We start from the raw sequence: 22,695 nt of genomic DNA on the forward strand, positions 1-22,695 counted from the left end.
GTGTTCGTCAGCGCCCCGCGATCGTCATCTGCGCAACGCGCAGGGTGGGTGCGACGACGGAAAATCGCGTGTCGAGATCGTCGGCGGCGGTGAGCGAAAGGAGCATGTCCTTGAGATTGCCCGCGATCGTGATCTCGGAGACGGGCCGCGTCAGCTTGCCGTTCTCGATAAGGAAGCCGGAAGCGCCGCGACTGTAGTCGCCAGTCACAAGATTGGCGCCGTGGCCGATCATCTCGTCCACGTAGAGGCCGGTGCCGGTATCGGCGATCAGCTCTTCCGGCGACATCGCGCCGGGCGTCAGAATGACGTTGGTTGCGGACGGCGAGAGCCCTGCACCGGAACGAGATGCGCGACCATTGGTTTGAAGGCCGAGTTCTTTCGCGGTGGCCGTGTCGAGCAGCCAGGTCTTCAGGATGCCGTTCTCGACCAGCGTCAGCGGTTCGCCGGCGATACCCTCCCCGTCGAAGGGCTTCGAACCCGGTCGGCGTTTCAGGGTCGGCTCGTCAGTCAGCGTCATCGCCTCGGGCAGAACCTGTTCGCCCATTTTGCACTTCAGGAAGCTCGTACCGCGCGCGATCGCCGCGCCGTTGATAGCGGAGACGAGACTCGCGATCAGCCCGCGCGAAACGCGGGGATCGAAGACGATAGGCAGCCGACCGGTCGGCATGCCGCCGGGATCGAGCCGTTTGACCACACGCTCACCCGCCCGCAGGCCGATCGCCTCGGGGGCGTCGAGATCGCCATAATGGAGGCGGCTGTCGAAGTCGTAGTCGCGCTGCATGCGCGTCCCTTCGCCGCCAACGACGCTGACAGATCGCGAGAAGGAGGTGCGCGTACGATGTCCGCGAAAGCCGGTCGTGGTCGCCAGAACGAGGCTTACGCTGCCCGACCCGGCACTTGCGCCCCCCGAATTGGTGACGCCCGGCACGGCGCGCGCGGCATCTTCCATGGCAAGCGCTGCGTCGCGCAGCTGGTCAGAGGCGAGTTCGGTCGGATCGAACTGGTCGAGATCGATCATGTCCTTTGCGAGCCGCTCGGGATCGGCGAGGCTGGCGAACTCGTCGGGCGGCGAAACCTTCGCCATTGCGACCGCCCGCTCGGCGAGCATCGAGAGATCGGAGCGTGTATCACCCGAAACACTGGCGACGCGATTACCCACGAAGACCCGCAGCGAGACGCTCTCGGTCTCCGAACTCTCCGTCTCCTCGACTTTGCCAAGACGCACGTCTACGCCCTTGCTGGTCGCGGTGGCCACCGCGACGTCGGCAGCGTCCGCGCCCGCCTGTTTTACCCGTTCGAGCAGGCGTTCGGCGACGTTCAAGAGCCGCGTCGTGTTCTGGTCCATGAAAATGCGATCCGTCGTGAGGTCGTTCATCCGCATTTATTGTCCGGGCCCTCTGCCATCAAGGCTTCGCGTTTTTCGGCGAGCAATACTAGAATAAACGGTGACCCCTCGAATCGATGGACGAGTTTTGGAACACGCAAGCAGCTATTTCCTTGAGATCATCCTGCTTTTGGGCGGCGGCATCGTCGCCGGTACGCTGTTCAAGCGGATCGGGCTCGGGACCGTGCTCGGCTATCTCATGGCCGGCATCGCGATGGGCCCCCTTCTGGGACTGATCCGCGACGGGGAGGAAATTCTCCATATCGGCGAACTCGGCGTCGTCTTCCTGCTCTTCATCATCGGCCTCGAACTGAAGCTCTCCCGGCTCTGGTCGTTGCGCCGGCAGATTTTCGGCCTTGGCGCCGCGCAGGTTATGGTCACCGCGCTCGGCATCGGCGTCGTCGCCTATCTCCTCGGTTTCGAGATACCCGCCGCGATCGTCATCGGTTTCGGCTTCGCACTGTCCTCGACCGCTTTCGGCCTTCAGATTCTCGAGGAGCAGGGCGAAACCAATACGCGGCATGGTCAGTCTGCTTTCTCGGTCCTGCTGTTTCAGGACCTCGCTGTCGTACCCATCCTCGCAATCATCCCGTTCCTCGCACCCTATTCCTCCGATACCGAGATCAACATCACCCAGATCGCGATCTCGGTCGGAGCCGTCGTCGGCCTGATTGTCGGCGGCCGGTTCCTGCTCAATCCGCTCTTCCGCATCATGGCCTCGGCCGGTGCGCGCGAGGTGATGCTGGGCGCGGCGCTCTTCGTGGTCCTCGGATCGGCCATGCTGATGGCGGCGGCCGGCTTCTCCATGGCCATGGGAGCCTTCATCGCCGGCGTGCTTCTGGCCGAATCCTCCTATCGCCACGAGCTCGAAGCCAATATCGAGCCGTTTCGCGGCCTGCTTCTCGGCCTCTTCTTCATCGGTGTCGGCCTTTCGATCGACCTCGGGGTCCTGATCGACGACTGGATGATCATACTCCTCGCCGCGCCGGCCCTGATGATCAGCAAAGCTGGGCTGCTCTACGGCCTTTCGCGCCTTTTCGGCGAAGGCCATGACAGCGCCATTCGGGTCTCGGGGCTTCTATCGCAGGCCGGCGAATTCGGTTTCGTGATCTTCTCGGCCGCTGCGGCAGACAGTATTGTCTCTGCCGAAATCTCCTCGCTCCTGATCGCCGTCACGACCCTTTCGATGGCGCTGACCCCTCTCTCCACTTACCTTGCCAAACTCGCCCTCAGTCGGGGTGAGGACGAGGAGGAGGAGGAGATGGACGAGGACTTCGAGGGCGCCGGGTCCGACGTCCTCCTCATCGGCTTTTCCCGCTTCGGCCAGATGGTGGCGCAGGTTCTCCTGTCGAGCGGCCGGGACGTGACGATCCTCGATTCGTCGGCCGAGCGCATTCGAACAGCGACCAAGTTCGGCTTCCGCATTTTCTTCGGTTCGGGCATGCGCAAGGATGTGCTGGAAGCGGCCGGTATCCGCCGCGCCAAGATCGTCGCGATCTGCACGAACAAGCAGGAAACGACCAATCGCGTCGTCGATCTCATTCGCGAGGAGTTTCCGAACGTGAAGCTCTATGTGCGCGCCTATGACCGCAACCACGCTCTCGCCCTCAGGGCCCGCGGCGTCGACTACGAAATCCGCGAAACGGTGGAGTCCGCCCTTGCCTTCGGCGGCGCGACCCTCACCTCGCTCGGGGTCGAAGACCAGCTGGCGCGGCGGATCATCGCGGACGTCCGGAGCCGGGACGCCAAACGTCTCAAACTGCAGGAGTCCGAAGGCACCACCGCCGGGGCGGACATGGTGATGACTCAGGCTGTGAAACCCGAGCCACTCGTCGAGCCCCACGCCGCGCTCCAGGCCGTAGAGAACGCCGGCGACGGATCGGAGGATCAGGACGACGTCATCGACGATACCGCACCCCGGCGGCGGCGGCGGGGCCGCCCATTCCGTGGCCGCCGTCTCAGTTTCCGGAAACAGGCCCGACGTTAAAAAACGGCGCGTAAACAGCGGAGACTGGAGTTTCGGCAATCTGGCGCGTTTCGAAAAGAAACGACTGCATCAGGCTTTGCGCCTTTATCTCTTAAAGGCGTAGACCGCATTATGCGGTCAGCGAACAATGTTCCGCCGCGTTCTCCTGTCATCCGCTACCCGAACACGCATAACGCACGATGAGTCCCCGACTATGAACCGCATTTTCACGCTCGCGATCGCCGCGGTACTTTTGGCCAACTTCGCCTTTGCGCAGACGGCAATGGCGGAGGTTCGGTTCGGCGACAATGTCCGCATCGGAGGACATGACGTGTCGAACCAGACCTTCACGCGCGAACGCCGCGGCGAGTACTACATCTACGAAAACCAGCCGAAGAAGGCCGGATGCGTGATCCGGCAGAACCGCGACGGTTCAAAGACGAAAGTGTGCAGGCTCAAGCGCAAACCGGTCGACAAGAAACGATAAGCTTTCCCGAGCTCGGACAGCGGAGACGACCGCCTTCGAGGAGCGGAATTAGGCGCGCGCGGCGTGCGCGCATCAATCGTCGGGCTTGTGCAGTTCCGAAGCGAGCTTCAGCACCTTCGATCCATCGTCCTGCTCGATCAGATAGGCCTCGTTGCCCTCTTCGCCCTTGCGGGTGATCTCGCTGCCATCGATCGTCTTGGTGACCTCTTCGGCCCAGTGGTCCTGCACCTTGCCCTTGGCGGTGCCATTGCCCCAATTCCACGCAACGTATTGCCCCTTCTGAAATGCGACCATTGCTCGATGCCTCTCGTTGGTACTGAGGCATGAAAGCTTGGATCGTGGGCCATCGTTCCCAAACATGAGCGCTTTGTCGCAACTGCCACTTCAGTGACCTGCGGAAACCGACGCGGCATTTGGTAGCGTTCCGGAACCCGCGGCTCTGCGCAGGGTTTGGAGTCTCGTTTTCGACCTTTCAGAGATGGCCGCAACGCGCTCCATGAATCCTCGCCTCGCCCATCACGCCGAAATCGTCGGCCTTTCCATCGTCGATCCCGAAAGCTTCGAGATCGAGCGGCAGAAGCTCGACGACGGCCATCGCATATGCTTCCTTTCAGGTGAGGACGTCGCCGACGAACGGCTCAAGCAGAGGATCGACGAGCTCGTGCTGCCGCCGGCTTGGGAGGATGTTCGCATCTGCATCGACGGCAACGGCCATATCCAGGCGATCGGGCGGGACGAGAAAGGCCGGCTGCAATACCGCTATCACGACCGGTGGGTGGATGTGCGGAACGCCGTGAAGGCGGAACGTCTCATGCGCTTCGGACGCGCCCTTCCCAAGCTGAGAACCGTCGTTTCCCGGGACATGAAGCGGCGCAAGCGCGACAAGCGCTTTGCCGCAGCGACCGCGACCCGCCTAGTCGATCTCGCCGCCATGCGGCCCGGTCATGAGAAATACGCCGCCGACGGCGGGCGGGGCGTCGCCTCCCTCCGCCGCAAGAACCTGCGCATTTCGAAGAACCGCGTCGCCAAGCTCAAGTTCACGGGAAAATCCGGCAAGGAGCATGAGATCGAAATCCGGGAAAAGCCGCTGGTGAAGAATCTCGAAAACGTACGCAAGGGCCAAGGCTCGCGCCTTTTCAAGTTCCCCGGCAAGAATCGCAAGAGCCGCACGATGACCGCCGGTGTCCTCAACACCTACATGCGGGACGCCTCCGGCAAGCGCATCTCGGCCAAGGACTTTCGCACCTTTCACGGCTCGGTCGAGGCGCTGCGTTTTCTCTGTACGGACGACAAGGCGCTGGAGGCCGAGAGCGAGACCAAGCGCAAGAAGGCAGTTGCCGCCGCCATGCGGTCGGTCTCCGAGCGGCTCCGCAACACGCCGGCGGTCGCCCGCTCGTCCTACGTCCACCCCCGCATCGTCTCGGCTTACGAGGATGGCACGCTGTCGCCCGACCTGATGAAAGGTCGCCTGCGAAAAGGTCTCAATCAGGAAGAGACGGGCCTGATGCGCTTTCTCGAGGAGACGACGCCGCGATAAATCGGCCGGTCAGGAAGTTGTTTCTGCGAGCCTACCGCGCGATGGCGGAGTTCTCGTGCTGCACACCGGACCGGTCGGTGCCGATGACCTCTATGAAGGCGCCCGTTTCGATGCCGGTCTCTTCGGTCGCCACCGCATTCTCGATAGCTCGCTTCACATCGTCCTTGATCGGGCTGGTCGCATCCAGAATCTCCTGAGCTTTCAAGAAATCGAGTACCCTATAGGGCGAGACGCGGGGGCGGACGAGGATGCTCGGTGGGTCGGAACGAACCTTCAGATCGATCACCGACTGCATCATCAGCTGGGAGGAGCCGATCATCGCCTCCATCGTCGCCGGCACGATACTGGGATCGCCTTCCGGACCACCATTCACGTCGACCGCGACGGTGACCTCGCAGCGGCCCTTCAGCCGGTCGTAAGGCAGCGGATTGTAGATGCCGCCATCCACGAGGATGCGCCCCTCCCGGCGCACAGGCCGGAAGATTGCCGGCAGCGCGGACGACGCCGCGAGCGCCGAGACGATTTCGCCCGTATCGAGTTCGCATTCCAGGCGGCGGTAATAGTCCGTCGCCATGACGCCGAGCGGAAGTTCAAGCTTGTCGAAGGTCTTCGGCACCTGCGCCGGCAGGAAAGCCGCCACGATGCGTTCGACGTTCAACTGGCCGATACGAAAACCGCCATCGTCGAGGAAGTCGCGCAGGCTTGCCGGTCGCGTCTGCCAGAGCTTGGCGACGATATCCCGACGATGGGCGAAGGAGCCGACCATGAATTCGGCGATTTCCCGCGCATCGAGGCCCGAGCAATAGCCGGCACCTATGATCGCGCCGATCGACGACCCGACGACCCGGACAGGCTTCAGGCCCAGCTCGTCGAAGGCTGCGAGAACATGAATATGCGCAATACCGCGCGCACCGCCGCCGCCGAGGGCAAGACCGATGCGCGCCATGGTTTGCGTCAGGCTCCGGCGGGACCGACGGTGATCACCGTCGGCTCGACCGAGAGCAGTTTCTGCGCTGCTGCCTTCACCTGATCCATGGTCACCGCGTCGATCTGATCCTGCCGCGTATCGATATAATCCATACCGAGATCGTCAAGCTGGATACCGACCAGTGTGCTGGCAATGGAGCCGGAAGAGTCGAGATTGCGCACGGCGTAGGAGCCCTTCACGTAGGTCTTTGCCTTGGCGAGCTCCTCGTCCGTCGGTCCCTCTTCCGCCATGCGCTTGAGCTCTTCGCGGATGATGCGGATGCTCTCTTCGGCGGCATCGGCGCGCGTCGCCGTGGAGGCGCCGAGGACAGCCGCATGCTCGTAGCTTGCAAGCCAGGAACCCGCTCCATAGGCAAGCCCGCGTTTTTCGCGAATTTCCTCATAGAGCCGCGAGGTGAAAGAACCGCCGCCCAGCACGTGGTTCATGAGATAGGCTGCAAAGAATTCCGGATCGTCGCGTTTGACGCCCGGCAGCGCGAACTGGATGGTCGTCTGGGGCACGGCGAGGTCGATCGCGACCCGCTCTCCGAACTCCGGCTGGATATCGGCGACCTCCTCGAGCTGCGCCGTCTCCGGCAGGTCACCGAACACCTGATCGAGAACGCTCTTCAACCGCTCCGGCGTGATGTCGCCGACAACGCCGACGATGAGATTGTCCTTGGCGAACTTTTCGTCGACGAAGCGGTCGAGATCAATCGCCTCGATCCCTTCGAGGCTTTCGATCGTGCCCTTGCTTTCGCGGCCGTAAGGGTGGTCCGGAAAGAGGGTCTCGCTGAACGCCTTCGATGCAAGTTCGCCGGGATCGTTCTCGTCGGCGCGGATACCCGTCGCGATCTGTCCACGAATGCGCGAAACCGGTTCCTCGTCGAAGCGCGGCTGGGTGAGCGCCAGATTGGTAAGATCGAAGGCCTCGCCCGAGAACTCGGTGATCGCGTTGATCGAGCCCTTGAACTCGTCGCGGCTCGCTTCGAAGCTCAGCGACACGCCGAGATCGTCGAGCTTTTGCTGAAATTCGGCACTTTCGATATCACCCGCGCCCTCATCCAGAAGGCCGGAAAGGAGATTGGCGAGGCCGGCTTTGCCGTCCGGATCCTGCACGGAGCCCGCGCCTTTGAAGGCAAACTCCATCGCGATCAGGGGATTGGTGTGATCCTCGACGAGAAGCGCCTCGATGCCGCCCTCGCTCGTCACCTTCTGGATATCGACGGCTTCGGCGGTGGCGGGCAGAACGAGCGAGAAGGCGATAGCCGCCGCGCCCGCGATGGAAGAGGTCTTGAAGAATGTCATCATTCGGGTCCCATCCGGGAATGGTCGTATCTCAGGTGAACGAAACGCGCGCACTGCTCTCAAGGGCAGTCCGCAGGGCTAAGCGCGTCAGGAGGGGCTCTCTTCAACCGCGCCCTCTTCAGCCGGCGCCGCCGGCGTGGAAGATGGTTGCGCGGCAGAGGAATCCTCAGTGCCCGTCGTATTCTCCGGCGTCGCGGCTTCCGCGCTTTCCGTCTTCTCGGGCAGAAGATAGCCGGTCACCGAGCGCTGCGACTGGAGATATTTCTTGGCGACGGCCTGCACATCCTCGACGGTCACCGCCTCGATCCGCTCCGGCCAGGCCTCGACATCCTCGATCGTGCGACCCGTCGCGAGTGCCGTGGCGTAGCGCTGTGCCATTGCTGTCTGGCTGTCGCGCAGAAAAATGACGCCTTTGCGAACCCGGTTCTTCGCCCGTTCCAGCTCTTCCTCGGTGATGCCGTTCTCGATGAGTTCGTCGATTTCGGCCTTCACCGCATCTTCGACCGCATCGAGACTCGCACCGCCGCGCGGCGTGCCGTAGACAACGAAGACGCCCTCTTCGAGAGCCGAGTTCCGATAATAGGCTCCGGCCCCGGCTGCGATGCCCTTCTCGACGATGAGGTCGCGATAGAGCCGGCTGGTCGTTCCGCCGCCGAGCACGTCGGATAGAACGTCCAGGGCCGCCGCTTCCCCCTCGTCGGCCGTCGTCTCGGACGGCACGAGATAGGAGGTGTTGAAGGAAGGCTGGGTCACCCGGGCATCGCGGAGGGTCACGGTGCGTTCAGCCCGCGGCTCGGGCTCAATCGGGCGCTCGCGCTCGCCTACATCGGCGCGCTGCTCGATCTGGCCATAGGTCTTCTCGGCCAGCTCGCGCACCTCGTCGACCGTCACGTCGCCGGCGATCAGGAGGATCGCGTTCGAGGGCGTGTAATATTTGTCGTAGAAGGCGATCGCATCTTCGCGCGTCAGGGAGGAGATCTCGTTCTCCCAGCCGATCACCGGCGTGCCATAAGGCGAATTGGCGTAAAGCGTCGCCTGCACGATCTCGGCCAGCTGCGAGCCCGGCTCGTTGCCGACACGCATCCGGCGCTCTTCCAGGATCACGTCGCGCTCGGGCAGAACCACCTCGTCGGTCAGCACCAGATTGCTCATCCGGTCCGCCTCGTAGGTCATGATCATCTCGAGCTGATCGGAGGCGACCTGCTGATAATAGCCGGTGTAATCGTCCGTGGTGAAGGCGTTTTCCTGGCCACCCACTTCCGCGACCTTCTGTGAAAACTCGCCCTCGGGATATTTCTTGGTGCCCTTGAACATCAGATGTTCGAGGAAGTGGGCAACGCCGCTTTCACCCGGCGCCTCGTCCGCTGCGCCGACCTTATAGTAGATCATCTGCGTGACCACCGGCGCCCGCCGGTCCGGCAGGACGACCACCTGAAGCCCGTTGTCGAGGGTGAAACTCGTCACCCGCTTTTCCGGGATCGCGACGTCCTGAGCATCGGAGGTCGTTGTCTCGGTCTGGGCGGTTTCGGTCCCGGACTGCCCACTCTGCGCGAAAGCGCCCGGCGCAAAGGCGACGGAAAGGGCAAGAGCGGGAACGAGGGTTCGGCGCAGGGTCGCAGCGATCAACGGGCGGTCCTCATATACGTATCGAAATTTTCGTAGCGCAGATATGAGCGCCGGACCGACGCAATACCAGTTACGGTTTCGTTAGCCGGTCGGAATGCGTGGGCCGCCGCGCTATCTATCTTTGAGTACGACGGAGAGCTCTCCGATTGTCGGGTTTTGGTCAAGCTGCTCCTCGGCGACTGCTGCGAAATGATCTCTCGCGGGGTCGAGAGGCACTGGCTCCGCACGCACCAACTGGCACTATGGTTCGCATCGATACGACCGGCTGGTTTCGGGAAGATACCATCGGGAGATACACTTTCAGGGGAGGCGCTTTCAGCGTAAAGGACCCGATAGGGCGTGCAGGTTTCCCTTCTCCGCCGCGTCTGACAAACCCGCGCCGCCGAGCCTTGGCCCGCTCGATTCCCGCACCTTCAGCTCCACCGGTACGATTGTCTCGGCCGCAGTCTCCGCACCCTCGATCCGGGCGACCAAAGCCTCTGCCGCGATCCGGCCAAGACGGTCGATCCCGACATCGACGGTGGTGAGCGGCGGCGCGTTGTGGCTCGCTTCGGCGACGTCGTCGAAGCCCGTCAGCGCCATATCCCGCCCAGCCCGAAGCCCCGCATCGACGAGCACCCGGTTTGCCCCGAAGGCGACCACGTCGTTATAGGCGACCAGAGCCGTAGGCCGCTCGGCCGCATCCCTCGCAATCGCTCGAAGCGCCGCGTCCTGCCCGCCGGCGCGGGAGGGGAGGCTCTCATGAATCGGGGCTGCCTCCGGATCAAGCCCCACTTCCGCCAGCGCTTCCTGAAAACCTCTCAAGCGTTCGCCGAGCGTCGACATGTCCTGGTAGCCGCCGAGAAAGGCGAGTCTGCGATGGCCAAGTTCGATCAGATAGCGCGTCAGGGCGCGCGCGCCGGCCGTATTGTCCGGCCCGATATAGGGAAGCTCGTCGGAGAGACCGTCCGTCAGCCGCCGCATGACGCCGACAGCCGGAATGCCGAGCCCTGCGATCTCTGCATAGGCCGTTCCGTGCGCAGGGCTCATGATCACGCCGGCAACGCCGTATTCGCGCATCGTGCGCAGGACGTCGGTCTGCCGCTTGCGGTCGTCGCCCGTATTGGCCAGCAGCGGTACGTAATCCTTCTCCGAGAGCGCCGCCTCCACCGCAACGGCGAGCTGGGCGAAGAAAGGATTGGTGAGATCGGGAATGACCAGCGCAACGAACCGGCTCTGCGCCATCCTGAGCGAAGCCGCGCCGCGATTGTAGATATATCCGAGAGTTTGCGCGGCCGCCCGAACACACTCCTTGGTCTCCGCACTCACCGCCGGCGAGCCGCGCAGGACGAGCGAGACCGAAGACTTCGAAACCCCCGCCTCCCGCGCAACATCGAGGATCGTGACCCGTCTACGCTCGACCGGCGGCTTCATCGGATCTGGCGTCTCCCTTTCAGATTGCAGCCAGTCCATAGCCGATCCGAGCCTGCCGGGCGACCGGATTTCACTCGAAACCGCTTCGGTTCACCGCCAGTTTGACTGAAACGCCGTGACAAATGGGAGCGGCTCTCTTGCCGGAAACCTCTCCCCTCGTGATGTCGGAACCGGTATCGCCGCCTCAGAGGATCGCGATCTTGCGACCTTCTTCGGCGCTGCGGCGGGCGGCTTCGAGCATTGTCATCAGAGTGTACGCCTCGTCGTGGGTGACCGGCGTCGGGGCCCCGTCGCGGATCGCGGCGGCGACGGCTCGATAGAAGTTTTCGTAAGAGCCCGGCTTCGGCGCGACCTGGCGCTCGCTCTCGCCGTCGCTGATCGTCACGGAGACCTCCTCCGCCTCGCCCCAGCCGGGCTGGCCGGGCCTTAAGCCCTCGATGAGCTGAGGCTCCTGCTGGTCCATCCCGTACTGATAGAGACTACCTTTCATGCCGTGGGCAATGAGGCGCGGGCCCGTCTTGGCCGTCAGCGTCGAGGCGTGGACGACGACGCGTGTGCGGTCATAGTCGAGGATGATGTGGAAATAGTCGTCCACCTTGGCGCCATCGCGCTGGGTAGCGACGTCGGCAAAGAGCCATTTCGGCTTGCCGAACAGGCAGAGGGCCTGATCGAGAAGATGCGGTCCGAGATCATAGAGGACACCGGAGCCGGGCGCGACGGTTTCCCGCCAACCTTCCTTGGGCTTGGCTCGGAAGCGGTCGAAATGGATCTCGCAATAGCGCACTTCACCGACCGCGCTCTCATCGAGAAGCTCACGAACGGTGATGAAATTGCCGTCCCAGCGCCGGTTCTGGAAGACCGAGAGATGACGGCCCTGAAGATTGGCGAGATCGATTAGCCCTTGAGCCTCGCGGGTGTCGATGGCGAAGGGCTTGTCGATGACCACATGCTTGCCGGCCATGAGTGCGGCGCGGGCAAGCGGCGCGTGGCTGGGGTTCGGCGAGGCGATCGCGACGAGATCGATCTCGGGATCGGCGATCAGTTCCTTCGGGTCGGCATAGGTGCGGGCAGAAGCGAACTCCTCCGGAAGATCGCGCGAGGTACTGACGGCGGTGAGCTTCATACGTGGCTCGGCGGCGATCAGCGGCGCGTGAAACACCGATCCGGCGAGGCCAAAGCCGATGAGGCCGACATTGAGTTCCGTCATGCGTCGTTCCTTTGGTTCTCGTTCTATCCGCGAGCGTCAAGTCGGGCGACTCTCGTCCGCCCCTGCGCCCGTCAGCCCGTGCGTTTTTCAATGCAGGTTTTCGAACGATAACCGCATAAGTCAAGCCGATTCCCCGCAGATTAAAGGTCTTTTTGCCGAATACGATGGCGAATTGTGCGGGTTTCTTGCCGTAATCCCGCGTCTGGGCTATGAATTCGGCATGAAGCTGGAACAGCGCCGCAAGACTATCCTTTCCCTGCTCGTCGACGAGGGGCGGGTCAGGGTGCGTGATCTCGGCCAGCGTTTCGCGGTTTCGGACGACACGATCCGGCGCGATCTGGAGGCTCTTTCGAGCGAAGGCTTTCTGCAGAAGACCCATGGCGGCGCCGTTAGCCTCGACGTGCCCAGCATGCGGCGCGATGTGCGCGGGCAAATCACTCCGGATGCGAAAGCAAAGATCGGCGAGGAGGCTGTGCGTCATCTGTCGCCGGGCTCGACCTTGATGATCGATGCAGGCCAGACGACGCTGGAGGTGGCAAAACGGTTGCCGCCGGGCCCGTTCACCGTGATCACGCTTTCGCTCGACGTCGCGGTCGCCCTCTCCGCCCGTAAGGACGTGCGACTGATCATGCTCGGCGGTGAATGGGACGGCGAGCAGCGGCTGTTTCGCGGGGCTGCGACGGTGGAGGCGATCCGCTCCTATCGTGCGACGACAAGTGTGATGGGAGCTTGCGCCGTCGAGACGGCCTTCGGCGTTACCGCGAGCGAGGAATGGGACTGCGCTGCCAAGCGGGCCATGATGCAGGTGAGCGCGAAGCGAATGCTGGTCGCCGATCATACCAAATTCGGACGCCGTGAGCCCTTCTTCGTCGCCGGCCTCGAAGCCTTCGACACCATCGTCAGCGACGAAGAGAGTGCGCCGTCGAGCGCGGCCAGCGGCCCGGAACCGGATGGATCGGAACCCGGGCCCAACCTCGATGCGGCGTGAGTGTTTCCCGGATCGAAAGATCATCCCGCGGCCGCGTGAGAAGCGCCTGAATCATCATCACAAAAAGGAACCTTAGGCATGGCGAAGACGGATTTCCCTTCCGAGGACGAACTCAAAAAGCACGAGGCCGATCTCGTCTTCCCGTCCTTCGACGAAAACACCGCCATCGCAGTCGGGATGTCCCTTGTCGAAGCAGGCCTTTCAGCCAAGGCGCCGATCGTCATCGATATCCGCACCTCCGACCGCACGCTCTTTCATGTCGCGCTCCCGGGCGCTGCGCCCGACAACGATGTCTGGGCGCAGCGCAAGAGCAATTTCGTCCTGCGCATGCATTGCTCCTCGATGCTGGGCGGCGTGCAGTTCAAGCAAGCCGGCAAGACGGTGGGACCGGAGCTCGGAATGGAGACCGCTGCATATGCCAATCACGGCGGCAGCTTCCCGATCCGCGTCGCAGGCACCGGCGTCGTCGCGGCCGTGACTGTGTCGGGTCTTGCCCAGACCGAGGACCATCGCATGGTCGTCGAGGCGCTGGCATCCGTTCGGGCACGATCCCGCTAAAGCCTCTGGCCGGCGCGGCGGTCAGTGCGGCCCTGCCAGTGGGTCTCCCCACTGCTCTGAGGATCGTCAGTCGAAGCGAACACGGAACGCCGCTCCCTCGGCGCTCGAAACCAGCTCGATCGATCCGTCGTTTGAGCGCAGGAGCGCGGCGATGATTGCGAGGCCGAGGCCGGTTCCGCCGGTCTCACGGCGCGTGGTGAAGAACGGCTCGAAGATCTTTTCGACATTGCCGGCGCTGATGCCGTTGCCGTCATCGGCGACAGTGAAGCCCCGACCTTCTCCGGTGATCACCACCTTGCCTGCGCCGTTCTGGACGGCGTTATCGATCAGATTGTCGAGTACGATGCCGACGGCTTCCGGCGACAGTGGGAGAACAGCATCGCCGGTCAGACTCAGGCGAAGATCGGGATACCGGGCCGCCGAGCTTTCCGCCGCGCGGCGAAGATCGGTGCTGCCGGCGCTGGTCGCGTTCTCGGCGCGTGCCAGATCGCGCAATCGATCGAGCAGACGGTTCATGCGCACTGTGTCGGCGAGGATGTTCTCGTGGAATTTTCGGCGCCGCCCGGCATCCATCTCCTCCCCACTCTCGGCGAGGAGTTCGGCCGCGCCGCGGATCGCCGTCAGCGGGGTCTTCATCTCGTGCTGGACGTGCGCGGCGAAGGCCTCGATATAGTCCTTGCGGTCGAACAGCTTGCCCGCATTGTCGAAGAGGTCTTCGGCGAGGCTCGCGATCTCCCGGCTGCCATAGCGCTTGAGCGGCGCGATCGCACTGCGGTCGCCATGGCCGATCCGGTCCATCCGCGCGGTCAGAGCGTGGATCGGCAGACCGATGGCGCGCGCGAAAATGATGCCGATGACGAGTGAGAGAGCAAGGACGGTGAGGCCGGCATAGGCCACCCGCTCGCGCTGAAGATAAAGCTCCTTCAGGATATTACTCGGTGTGCGCGAGGCGTAGACGGCGCCGGCTACGGTGCCGTCCAAAAAGAACGGCAAAGCGGTGAAGACGCGCACATTGGTGCCCCGGCTGATCGAATAGATCGGCTGCGGATTGTCGACCGTGCGTGTGCGGAGCTCGCTGGCATAATGCCCTTCGAGAGCGGTCTGAACGGTCGCGATATGAGCAAGTGACTGGCCGATCTCGCCTCGTCCCGCGATGACCGTGCCGTTCGCATCGACGACACGAAAGCCGGCGAGCGTGACGCCTTGCGTCCCCCGAAGGATGGGATCGAGCGCTTGGCCGATCGCGCGCATCCGGGCTGTGGCGGGAGTTTGCGCGGGCCGTGCATCCGGGCGTTCGCCAAGGATTGCCGAACTGCCGAGGCTCAGCAATGGCGTGACATAGCGGGCCTCCAGCGTGCGCTCTGGCAAAGAGGATGTAGCCGGGGCTGGCTCCGCGCCCGCTTGCGTTTCAAGCATCGCGCTTGCCGCCGCCGCGATCGCCGCCGATTGGGCGATCAGTTCGCCTTCGGTCGTTGAGACGAGATGGTTCTCGTAGATGCGGAAGAGGCCGACGCCCGCGAGCGGCAGGAAGAGCACAGCCCCCATCATCAGGAGAAGGATCTGCGTCAGGCTCGGGCGCCACTTGGCTTTGACCTGCCGCGCCATCTATCCGCCGCAGGCCCCGAGCCGGAAGCCGACGCCGTGCACGGTGTCGATCGCGTCCGGACAGCCTGCGCGCGCGAGCTTGGCACGCAGGTTGCGGATATGGCTGTCGATCGTCCGGTCCGACACATGGACATTGTCCGGCCAGGCACCGTCGAGCAGCTGGTTGCGGCTGAACACCATGCGCGGCCGCTCGATGAGAAGGGTGAGAATCGAAAACTCTAATCCCGTCAGCCCGGCATCCTGCGTCTCGACCGTAACGGTCCGGGCTTCCCGATCGAGGGAAAGGACGCCATGTCTGACGGCGTTTGGCGCCTTGGCGGGGGCGCCGGAGCGCTTCAGGATCGTCTTGACCCGCGCAACGAGTTCGCGCGGGCTGAACGGCTTGGTGACGTAGTCGTCACCGCCGATTTCGAGCCCGAGAACCCGGTCGATCTCCTCGGACCGGGCGGAGAGGAAGAGGATCGGCGTCTCGTGATCACGCCGGATGGCGCGGCAGACTTCGAGCCCATCCTGTTCAGGCAGGCCGATATCGAGGACGACGAGATCGGGCCGGAAGCTCTCATGCCTTTCGAGCGCCTCGCGTCCGTCTTTGGCGATCTCGCTGGCGTAGCCTTCCCGTTCCAGTGCAAAGACGACGATCTCGCGAATATGGGGATCGTCGTCGATGACGAGAATGCGCTTCATCTCTCCCCCTACCCTTCCAGCCACCAGCCGTCCTTGCGAATACGGTAGGGGATCGTGTCTTTCAGAACAATCTCGTGGGCATCCTCGGGCCGAGCCTGCTTCGCCCGGCGCGTGAGCCATTGCGGCCACATCCCGGCGAGCGCGCCATGCCAGCGTGCGATAGCGATCGAAAGAAGGATGAGAAAGCCCAAAATACCTTCGGGTTCGGGTGCGGACGAACCTGCGAGATTGAGCGACGGATAGGCGTTCACCGTCACGTCCTTCACCTGCGGTACGGGCACGTCGGCGTCTTTCGTCGTTGAGCGATCCGGATTGACGACCTCGTCGTGGACGGCGACGAAGGAGGTGAATTGTGTCTGCAGGGAAAAGCCGAGGCCGAGCTGCGTGACGTGCTCTTCGAGGGCCGCATCGCCGGGGCGCAGCGTCAGATGGCGCGTGGCCTGCGCAATCCGCTCGCGCGCCCAGACGAGGGGGATGGGGTTGGCGTCATCGCTGGATGACGCATGCGCCGGCAGCTCGATCTCGACCGGCATCGAGGCGGGCCGACCCTGCAGCTTGCCCTCAATGCTGATCGTATGCGTACCGGCCTCGGCCCGATCAGCATCGTAGCGTGCGGCGACCCGGATCGAATCGCCGGCAAAGAGATCGCGCGGGCGCTCCGGTGTCGCTTCGCTGACCGGCAAGCCTTTCCAGTCGATCTCGATGTCGGTCAGAAGCGGCGTCTTCAGGTCCCGCGCCAGGGTTTCCGCGGTCTCCAGCGGATCGTCGCCAGGCTGGACATAGCGCACATAGCCTCTTCCTTCTTCGGCCATGCCTTCGAGCAGATAGCGGTTCACCGCATTGCCGATGCCGAAGGCATAGATCCGGGACTGGCCGATCCGGTGCGCGATCGAAAACAGCACGGCTGCCTCGTTGCCGATGTAGCCGTCCGTGAGAAAGACCACGAGCCGCACCGTGTCCGCCGGCTGCTCGGTGTCGAACGCATCGTTGATGGCGCGGTCCATCTCCGTGCCGCCGCCAGCGTCGAGATTGTTCACGTAGCGAACTGCGGCGGCGATGTTGCCCGGAGAGGCTGGAAGCGCTGCCGCCGCCATCTGGCTGGTGGTGTTGGAAAAGCTCAAGATCCGGAACCGATCGTCCGGCCGCAGCCCCTTGAGGGCGCTGGCCATGAACTGCTTGGAAGCGTCTATCGGCGCGCCGGTCATGGAGCCCGAGGTATCGAGCACGAAGACCAGTTCGCGCTTGGCGATCATCTCCGCATCCGGCACTTTCGGTGGCTCGATCATGACGGAAAGAAACCCGCCGCGCTCGTCACGGTGAACGAGGGCGGCGCCGGCGATTTCGGCCTCCTTCGCCAGCGTATACCGCAGGACGAAGTCGCTGTTGTCGATCACCTTCCCCCTCGCCAGCGTGATGTGCCGCATCTTGCGATCGGATGCGATGTCAAGCTCGTGGGTCGGGCTCGTGATTTCGGCCGTGCCGCTCGGAACGGCGAGGTCGATGGCGAGCGCAACGCGTTCGGGATCGATACCGGCCGGGGCATTCTGGCCGATCACGGGCGGATATGCGGGAAGCGGCCCGACCTTCCAGGCTCCGATCTGGACGGCTTGCCCATCGGGTGCCGTTTCGGTCGGGGACTGGTTGTCGGTTCCGGTCGCTTCCTGATTGCCCGAGGTCAGAAGCGAAGCGCCGCCGGATTTTCCCTCGTAGCGCGGTCCGACGACCATGGGCACGATCAGCTCGTAGGCATCGTCAACTTTCGGAACGGTCTGGACATAGGTGAGCGTCACAGAGACCGGCTTACCCGGCATCAGATTTGCGAGCTCCTGCGTGAACATGTTCGGCCGAAGCTGGGTGAGAAGCGCTGCCTGCTGGCCATTCTCCTTCGCGGTCTCGAAGGTCTCTTCCGCCTCATGCTTGCGCTTGATGACGGCGCGGACGATGTCGTCTCCGGTCCGCATCGTCACGGCATTGACGGCGGCTTTGCTGTTCAGGGGGAAGAGATAGGTCGCATCGACCGGCGTCTCGGCTTGATTGACGAAGGTCTGTTCGAGGGTGACGGTCGCGACATCGCCCTCGATGCGAACCCGATAATCGCTTTTCAGCACCGGGAAGGAAACGGTTCGCCCGCCGATCCGGGCCGTCAACTCGCCAGCGCGGTCCTGTTTGGCAGGGTCGACAGGCATGAGGGGTGAAGCCGTGGCGGCAAAGGGCATGACAAGACACAGAACAAGCGTGGCGTGGATCGGTCGCATGGGTCGGTTCTCCGTTGATTATTCGGTTTCGGTGATCGAATTCGCGGCGGTCGCGTCGCCACTCGGGCTGAGGTCGAGCGCGGCGACGAGGGCTGCTTCCCGGCGTTCGCGAAGGGCCGGCGGCAGCTGCCAGGGGGTGATGCGCTGGATGCTGGTCCAGCGGGTTTGCGGATGCCTGAGCCAGCTCCAGATGGCGGCAGCGACGCTGGAGGTGATCTCGCCCTCGCTGGAGGCATAGCTGACGGCGACCTGCCAGCTGCGGCCCTCCGCATCCTCAGCGCGATAGAGTGCGGTCGGAACCGGTTCGAACCGGCTGCCGAGAAAGGTCACGGTGAGGCCAAGACCGCGCAGGCAATCGTCCGGCGCATGGAGATGGCGAAGCGGAGATGCGGTGCGCACGAGGGTCAGCGTCGTCTCACCATAGGCGGCCTTGAGGGCCTGCCCGCCGAAGCGCTGGAAATAAGCTTCCTCGATGGGTTCGAGCGGCAGGGTCCGAGCGACCTCACCGTCGATGATCGCGGGCATTTGCAGCTGTGCCACCGAAGCGGAGACGTCGATCGGGGTCTTCGGCAGGGTAACGATGACCAGGGCGAAGATGCAGAAGGCCGCGGCGAGGATCGCTCCGGTTCGATAGGGGATGGCTGGCGCAGACGCGCGGAACCGGGGCAGGACGGCGGGCCGCCTGCCCTTCCTTTGTGTAGGTCCGGCGGGAACGAACAGCACCGGCAGGACCGAGACCGCGAGGGTGAGATAGCCGACCGCATCGTGCCAGGGCGCGGCCATGACATCGACGCCGATCAACTCGCGATGGTTGATACCTGCGGCGATGAGCGCAATGCGCATCCCGTTCGCGAGAATTGCCATCGCAAGCGTGGCGACGATCGCAGTGAAGGTGTGGAATGCGGCCGGGCGCCGTATCGCGATGACAGCGACTGCAAGCGCAAGCGCAAGCATCAGGCTTTCGGTGCCGGAACAGGGCAGGTCGACGAGAACGTCATTGCCTTCAAGGCGGATGCGCACGGTCTCGCAGAGAAGGTCGTCATAGGCGAGCCCGAGGATGTCGCAGGCGAGCGACGCCGAAGCCTCCTGCAACGGGTAGCCAGCGATACGTTGAAGAATGCGCTCGAACGGCATCGAGAGGGCGAAAAGGCCGGTCAGCCAGAAGGGCGAGACGGCGCGCTCACGTTCACTGAGCCGCAGAAGCAGGAGGATCGCGTAGACATCCAGCGCAAGGGCGAGCCCACCGATGATCGAGATCGCGAGGATCTGGCTCGCCAGTCTGAGAAGTGCCGATACGATCAGAATGAGAAGGGCGGGCGTCCGCGAGGCGCGGTCGTCTTCTTTCAGCGGGCTCGTGAGCGACCAGATCGCAATGCCGAGGGCGGACACGGCATAGGCAAGGCCATTGGAGGCATAGGACGGATCGAGCCAGGTCTCGACGAGCCACAGGACCGGCTCCGCTGCCAGAATCGCCGAGGCCAGGGCGAAGCCTGCGGCCACGAATAAACGGGCGGAGACATGTGAGGCGATGGGGAGCGACAGCTTCGACATGCCGCCAGACTGCCGCCCGGCTTTGCACGGTTTATCGAGCCCGTGTGCAGATTTTCAGCATTTGCGACGGCGCGTTGTAAGTTTCGCCAATTCCACGCCCGGCCTGTTCCGATCGAGGCAGCGCGCGAAAGCGACCCTGCCAATCTTCGCTTTGATCCACTCGTAAGAAATTGCCGATTGTGCGGATAAATACCCTCAGCGCTCCATTCCTGCGAACGAAGTCAGCTCGCCCTTCGGACGTATCGCTGTGCGCCAATGGATCGATGTGTCCGGTTGTCCGGTGGCGTGATGATGATAGTGAGGTGCGTGATCGCGCGGACCGTCAAACCGACCGGGTGCCGCGCTTATGAACGACCAGCGAATGTCGGGACCAACAGATTGATGAATTCGACGCCCGCCGACATCCTCAAGTCAGTCTATGGCTACGACGCGTTTCGCGGCGCACAGGCGGCGATCGTCGAGCATGTGCTTGCCGGCCAAAATGCGTTCGTCCTGATGCCGACCGGCGGTGGTAAGTCGCTTTGCTATCAGATCCCAGCCATCGCGAGAGCCGGAATGGGCCTCGTCGTATCGCCGCTTCTGGCGCTGATGGCCGATCAGGTAGCGGCTTTGAGGCAGGCCGGCGTGAAGGCCGCCGCGCTGAATTCAAACCTCTCGCCGGATGAACGGCGCGAGCTGTGGGACGCTGTGGAGGCCGGCTCACTTGACCTCCTTTATGTTGCGCCGGAAACCTTGCTGCGGGCGGATGTGCTGGAGCGGCTTGATCGCGCGCCCTTGTCGCTGATCGCCATAGACGAGGCCCATTGCCTATCCCAGTGGGGGCATGACTTCCGCCCCTCCTATCGAGAACTCGAAATCCTTACGCGGCGGTTCCCGGACACCCCACGCATGGCGCTGACGGCGACGGCCGACGAGCCGACCCGCGCCGAGATACTGGCCCATCTCGATATCGCAGAAAGCGATGCGTTCATCGCCGGCTTCGATCGCCCCAATATCCGCTACGCAATCGAGGAAAAGAACAATCCGCGCGCTCAGCTAAAGGACTTCCTCGGGCGTCATCAGGGCGAGAGCGGCATCGTCTATTGCCTGTCGAAACGCAAAACCGAGGAAACCGCCGCCTGGCTTTGCGCCGAGGGCTATGACGCTCTCGCCTACCATGCGGGCATGGACAGAGACACGCGAGAGGCGAACCAGACCCGGTTCCAGCACGGCGAGGCGGTGATCATGGTCGCAACCATTGCCTTCGGCATGGGTATCGACAAGCCAGACGTGCGCTTCGTCGCCCATCTCGACCTGCCGGGCAGCATCGAGGCCTATTATCAGGAAACGGGCCGGGCCGGGCGTGACGGTCTCCCCTCCGACACGCTGATGCTCTACGGGTCCGAAGATATCGCGCTACGCCGCCGTTTCATCGAGGAATCCGACGCCCCGGAACAGCGCAAGCGCATGGAGCGCCAGAAGCTCGACTCGCTTCTGGGTCTCGCCGAAACCGCCGGCTGCCGTCGACAGAGCCTCCTCACCTATTTCGGCGATCACTGCGAGCCTTGCGGCAACTGCGACACCTGCGCCGAACCGCCAAAGCTGTTCGACGGGACGATCGCGGCACAAAAGGCGCTCTCCTGCATCTATCGCACGGGCGAGCGCTTCGGGCAGGCCTATATCGTCGATGTATTGCTCGGCCGGGAGAATGAGCGCATCGTTCAGTTCGGCCATGACAAGGTCTCGACCTTCGGCATCGGAACCGAACATGACAACAACACCTGGCGGGCCATCCTGCGCCAGCTGATCGCCCTGCGCTTCGTTGACGTCGATCTCGCCGGCCATGGCGGTCTGTCGATCGCCTCAGCAGGGCGTGACTTCCTGCGCGACAAGCCGGACCTGATGCTGCGCGTACCCGCCGCCCCGCGAAAGGGCCGTCGCCAGGGTGTAAGGGGACAGGCGCAGCCTGCCGTGCCAGAAGCCGATCATTCCCTCTTTCAGGCCCTACGCCAGAAACGCATGGAAATTGCGCGCACCCAGAATGTGCCGCCTTATGTCATCTTCCACGACAAGACCCTTATCGAACTCGCCGCCGCGCGCCCGATCTCGCGCGCAAAGATGGCTGAAGTCCCGGGCATCGGCGAGACCAAACTCGATCGCTACGGTCCAGCCTTTCTCGCCGTAATCGCCGAGCACGACTGACCCCGGCGCTTTGGAATAACTCGCGGAAAGCCGAAGGCATAAGCTAAGCAGAGCGCAGAAACTCACCGACCTTCTTGTGCACTTCGCTCCCTTCGTCGATCCAACCCGCCATCTGAAAGACGCCGTGGATCATGCCGTCGAGCCGTTCGCTTTCGAGCGGGACACCCGCCTCGGACAGACGCTCACCGAAAGCCTTTCCCTCATCGCGCAGGGGATCGTGCTCGCAGGTGACGAGTAGTGTGCGCGGGAGGCCGGAGAGATCTTCGGCTATCAGCGGCGAGACCGTCGGAGATCCACGGTCCGCGGCATTCGGTACGAAGAGGGAATTTTCGTAGGCGAGGGATTCCTCGGTCATGACGTGACCGGACTCCGATTTCAGCGACGGAAAATCCCGGTCCTGGCGGAGATCGGTGTTCGGATAGAGCATGATCATCGCCTCGGGCATGGTCTCGCCCGCATCGCGCAAGGCGATTGCGACGAGGGCGGCGAACATGCCGCCGATGGAGTCGCCGCCGATGGCAATACCCTTGCCATCGCAGCCGAAATCGCCTGCGTTCTTCATCAGCGCCCGCGTCGCTGCGATGCAGTCCTCCTGCGGGGCGGGCGAAACATGCTCCGGCGCGAGGCGATAGTCGACGGAGGCGATCGTCCGCTTCGTGGCCGCGCAGAGCTGCCGAAGCGCGGTATCGTGGCTATCGAGGGAACCGGCCATCGCACCTCCCCCGTGATACCAGACCAGCAGCTTCGTGCGCTCCGCCATTGCGGGCTTATAGAGCCGAACCCGAATATCTCCCGCCGGTCCCGAAACCTGGGTATCCTCGGTCAGGATACCGTCCGGCGCGGAACCGGAATAGTCGGCCATCGCGCCGGTGAGGGCGCGGGCCTGTTCCAGCTTCTGCGCTTCGTCGCGCGCTGCGATCTGAACGCCTGCCTTGCGCGCCAGATCGGCAAGTACCTCTTTGGCTTTATCACTCAGCAT

The 22,695-nt window shown here is 63.5% G+C and carries 18 protein-coding genes; 6 read left to right on the plus strand and 12 right to left on the minus strand.

Features of this window, described 5'->3' with window-relative positions; translation table 11 throughout:
- Window positions 1-7 precede the first annotated feature (7 nt).
- A complete protein-coding gene (locus ABRA89_RS10030) occupies window positions 8-1,351 on the minus strand; it encodes a TldD/PmbA family protein (RefSeq protein WP_349941452.1) in 1,344 nt (447 codons plus the stop codon).
- A 121-nt stretch (window positions 1,352-1,472) separates the two neighbouring features.
- Here ABRA89_RS10030 and ABRA89_RS10035 point away from each other — a divergent pair, with 121 nt between their 5' ends.
- Together ABRA89_RS10035 and ABRA89_RS10040 are read left to right on the plus strand one after the other, a co-directional pair.
- Complete coding sequence (locus tag ABRA89_RS10035; protein WP_349941325.1) at window positions 1,473-3,371, plus strand: monovalent cation:proton antiporter-2 (CPA2) family protein; 1,899 nt, start codon at window positions 1,473-1,475, stop codon at window positions 3,369-3,371.
- Between the two features lie 193 nt (window positions 3,372-3,564).
- Window positions 3,565-3,837 carry a hypothetical protein gene (locus ABRA89_RS10040; protein WP_349941326.1) on the plus strand — a complete coding sequence of 91 codons (273 nt, stop codon included), beginning with the start codon at window positions 3,565-3,567 and terminating at the stop codon, window positions 3,835-3,837.
- Between the two features lie 72 nt (window positions 3,838-3,909).
- Here ABRA89_RS10040 and ABRA89_RS10045 read toward each other — a convergent pair whose 3' ends face one another.
- A complete protein-coding gene (locus ABRA89_RS10045; RefSeq protein WP_349941327.1) occupies window positions 3,910-4,131 on the minus strand; it encodes a hypervirulence associated TUDOR domain-containing protein in 222 nt (73 codons plus the stop codon).
- A 202-nt stretch (window positions 4,132-4,333) separates the two neighbouring features.
- Between ABRA89_RS10045 and ABRA89_RS10050 the strand changes: the two genes are divergently transcribed.
- On the plus strand, window positions 4,334-5,374 hold the full coding sequence (locus ABRA89_RS10050; protein ID WP_349941328.1) for a DNA topoisomerase IB: 1,041 nt from the start codon (window positions 4,334-4,336) through the stop codon (window positions 5,372-5,374).
- Window positions 5,375-5,405: 31 nt separating this feature from the next.
- Here the strand turns inward: ABRA89_RS10050 and ABRA89_RS10055 are convergent, their stop codons facing one another.
- From ABRA89_RS10055 to ABRA89_RS10075, 5 genes are all read right to left on the minus strand, one after another.
- On the minus strand, window positions 5,406-6,320 hold the full coding sequence (locus ABRA89_RS10055) for a patatin-like phospholipase family protein (protein ID WP_349941329.1): 915 nt from the start codon (window positions 6,318-6,320) through the stop codon (window positions 5,406-5,408).
- A gap of 8 nt (window positions 6,321-6,328) precedes the next feature.
- Window positions 6,329-7,648 (minus strand): M16 family metallopeptidase, encoded by a 1,320-nt coding sequence (locus ABRA89_RS10060; RefSeq protein ID WP_349941453.1) that lies wholly within the window; start codon window positions 7,646-7,648, stop codon window positions 6,329-6,331.
- 87 nt (window positions 7,649-7,735) lie between these two features.
- Window positions 7,736-9,274, minus strand: a complete 1,539-nt coding sequence (locus ABRA89_RS10065; protein ID WP_349941330.1) for a M16 family metallopeptidase — start codon at window positions 9,272-9,274, stop codon at window positions 7,736-7,738.
- A gap of 315 nt (window positions 9,275-9,589) precedes the next feature.
- Window positions 9,590-10,687, minus strand: a complete 1,098-nt coding sequence (locus ABRA89_RS10070) for a LacI family DNA-binding transcriptional regulator (protein WP_349941331.1) — start codon at window positions 10,685-10,687, stop codon at window positions 9,590-9,592.
- Between the two features lie 184 nt (window positions 10,688-10,871).
- The gene (locus ABRA89_RS10075) at window positions 10,872-11,894 is read right to left on the minus strand and encodes an oxidoreductase (protein ID WP_349941332.1); all 1,023 of its coding nucleotides are present in this window, start codon (window positions 11,892-11,894) and stop codon (window positions 10,872-10,874) included.
- Window positions 11,895-12,066: 172 nt separating this feature from the next.
- Between ABRA89_RS10075 and ABRA89_RS10080 the strand changes: the two genes are divergently transcribed.
- Both ABRA89_RS10080 and ABRA89_RS10085 read left to right on the plus strand, forming a co-directional pair.
- Entirely contained in the window at window positions 12,067-12,882 is an 816-nt protein-coding gene (locus ABRA89_RS10080) for a DeoR/GlpR family DNA-binding transcription regulator (protein ID WP_349941333.1), read from the plus strand.
- Between the two features lie 78 nt (window positions 12,883-12,960).
- A complete protein-coding gene (locus ABRA89_RS10085; RefSeq protein ID WP_349941334.1) occupies window positions 12,961-13,440 on the plus strand; it encodes a heme-degrading domain-containing protein in 480 nt (159 codons plus the stop codon).
- Window positions 13,441-13,506: 66 nt separating this feature from the next.
- Here the strand turns inward: ABRA89_RS10085 and ABRA89_RS10090 are convergent, their stop codons facing one another.
- Genes ABRA89_RS10090 through xrtT form a run of 4 tightly spaced genes read right to left on the minus strand, consistent with a single transcriptional unit; the run spans window position 13,507 to window position 19,535 of the window.
- The gene (locus tag ABRA89_RS10090; protein WP_349941335.1) at window positions 13,507-15,045 is read right to left on the minus strand and encodes an ATP-binding protein; all 1,539 of its coding nucleotides are present in this window, start codon (window positions 15,043-15,045) and stop codon (window positions 13,507-13,509) included.
- Window positions 15,046-15,729 (minus strand): response regulator, encoded by a 684-nt coding sequence (locus ABRA89_RS10095; RefSeq protein WP_349941454.1) that lies wholly within the window; start codon window positions 15,727-15,729, stop codon window positions 15,046-15,048.
- Window positions 15,730-15,737: 8 nt separating this feature from the next.
- Entirely contained in the window at window positions 15,738-17,984 is a 2,247-nt protein-coding gene (locus tag ABRA89_RS10100; protein ID WP_349941336.1) for a VIT domain-containing protein, read from the minus strand.
- An 18-nt stretch (window positions 17,985-18,002) separates the two neighbouring features.
- Window positions 18,003-19,535, minus strand: a complete 1,533-nt coding sequence (gene xrtT / locus ABRA89_RS10105) for an exosortase T (protein WP_349941337.1) — start codon at window positions 19,533-19,535, stop codon at window positions 18,003-18,005.
- A 381-nt stretch (window positions 19,536-19,916) separates the two neighbouring features.
- Here xrtT and recQ point away from each other — a divergent pair, with 381 nt between their 5' ends.
- On the plus strand, window positions 19,917-21,716 hold the full coding sequence (gene recQ / locus ABRA89_RS10110; protein ID WP_349941338.1) for a DNA helicase RecQ: 1,800 nt from the start codon (window positions 19,917-19,919) through the stop codon (window positions 21,714-21,716).
- Between the two features lie 43 nt (window positions 21,717-21,759).
- On the opposite strand, the gene ABRA89_RS10115 is transcribed toward recQ, so the two are convergent.
- Window positions 21,760-22,695: an alpha/beta hydrolase gene (locus ABRA89_RS10115; protein ID WP_349941339.1), complete on the minus strand. Its 936-nt coding sequence runs from the start codon at window positions 22,693-22,695 to the stop codon at window positions 21,760-21,762.

The organism is Fulvimarina thalattae, assembly GCF_040239565.1.
In the GTDB taxonomy this organism is placed as follows: domain Bacteria; phylum Pseudomonadota; class Alphaproteobacteria; order Rhizobiales; family Rhizobiaceae; genus Fulvimarina.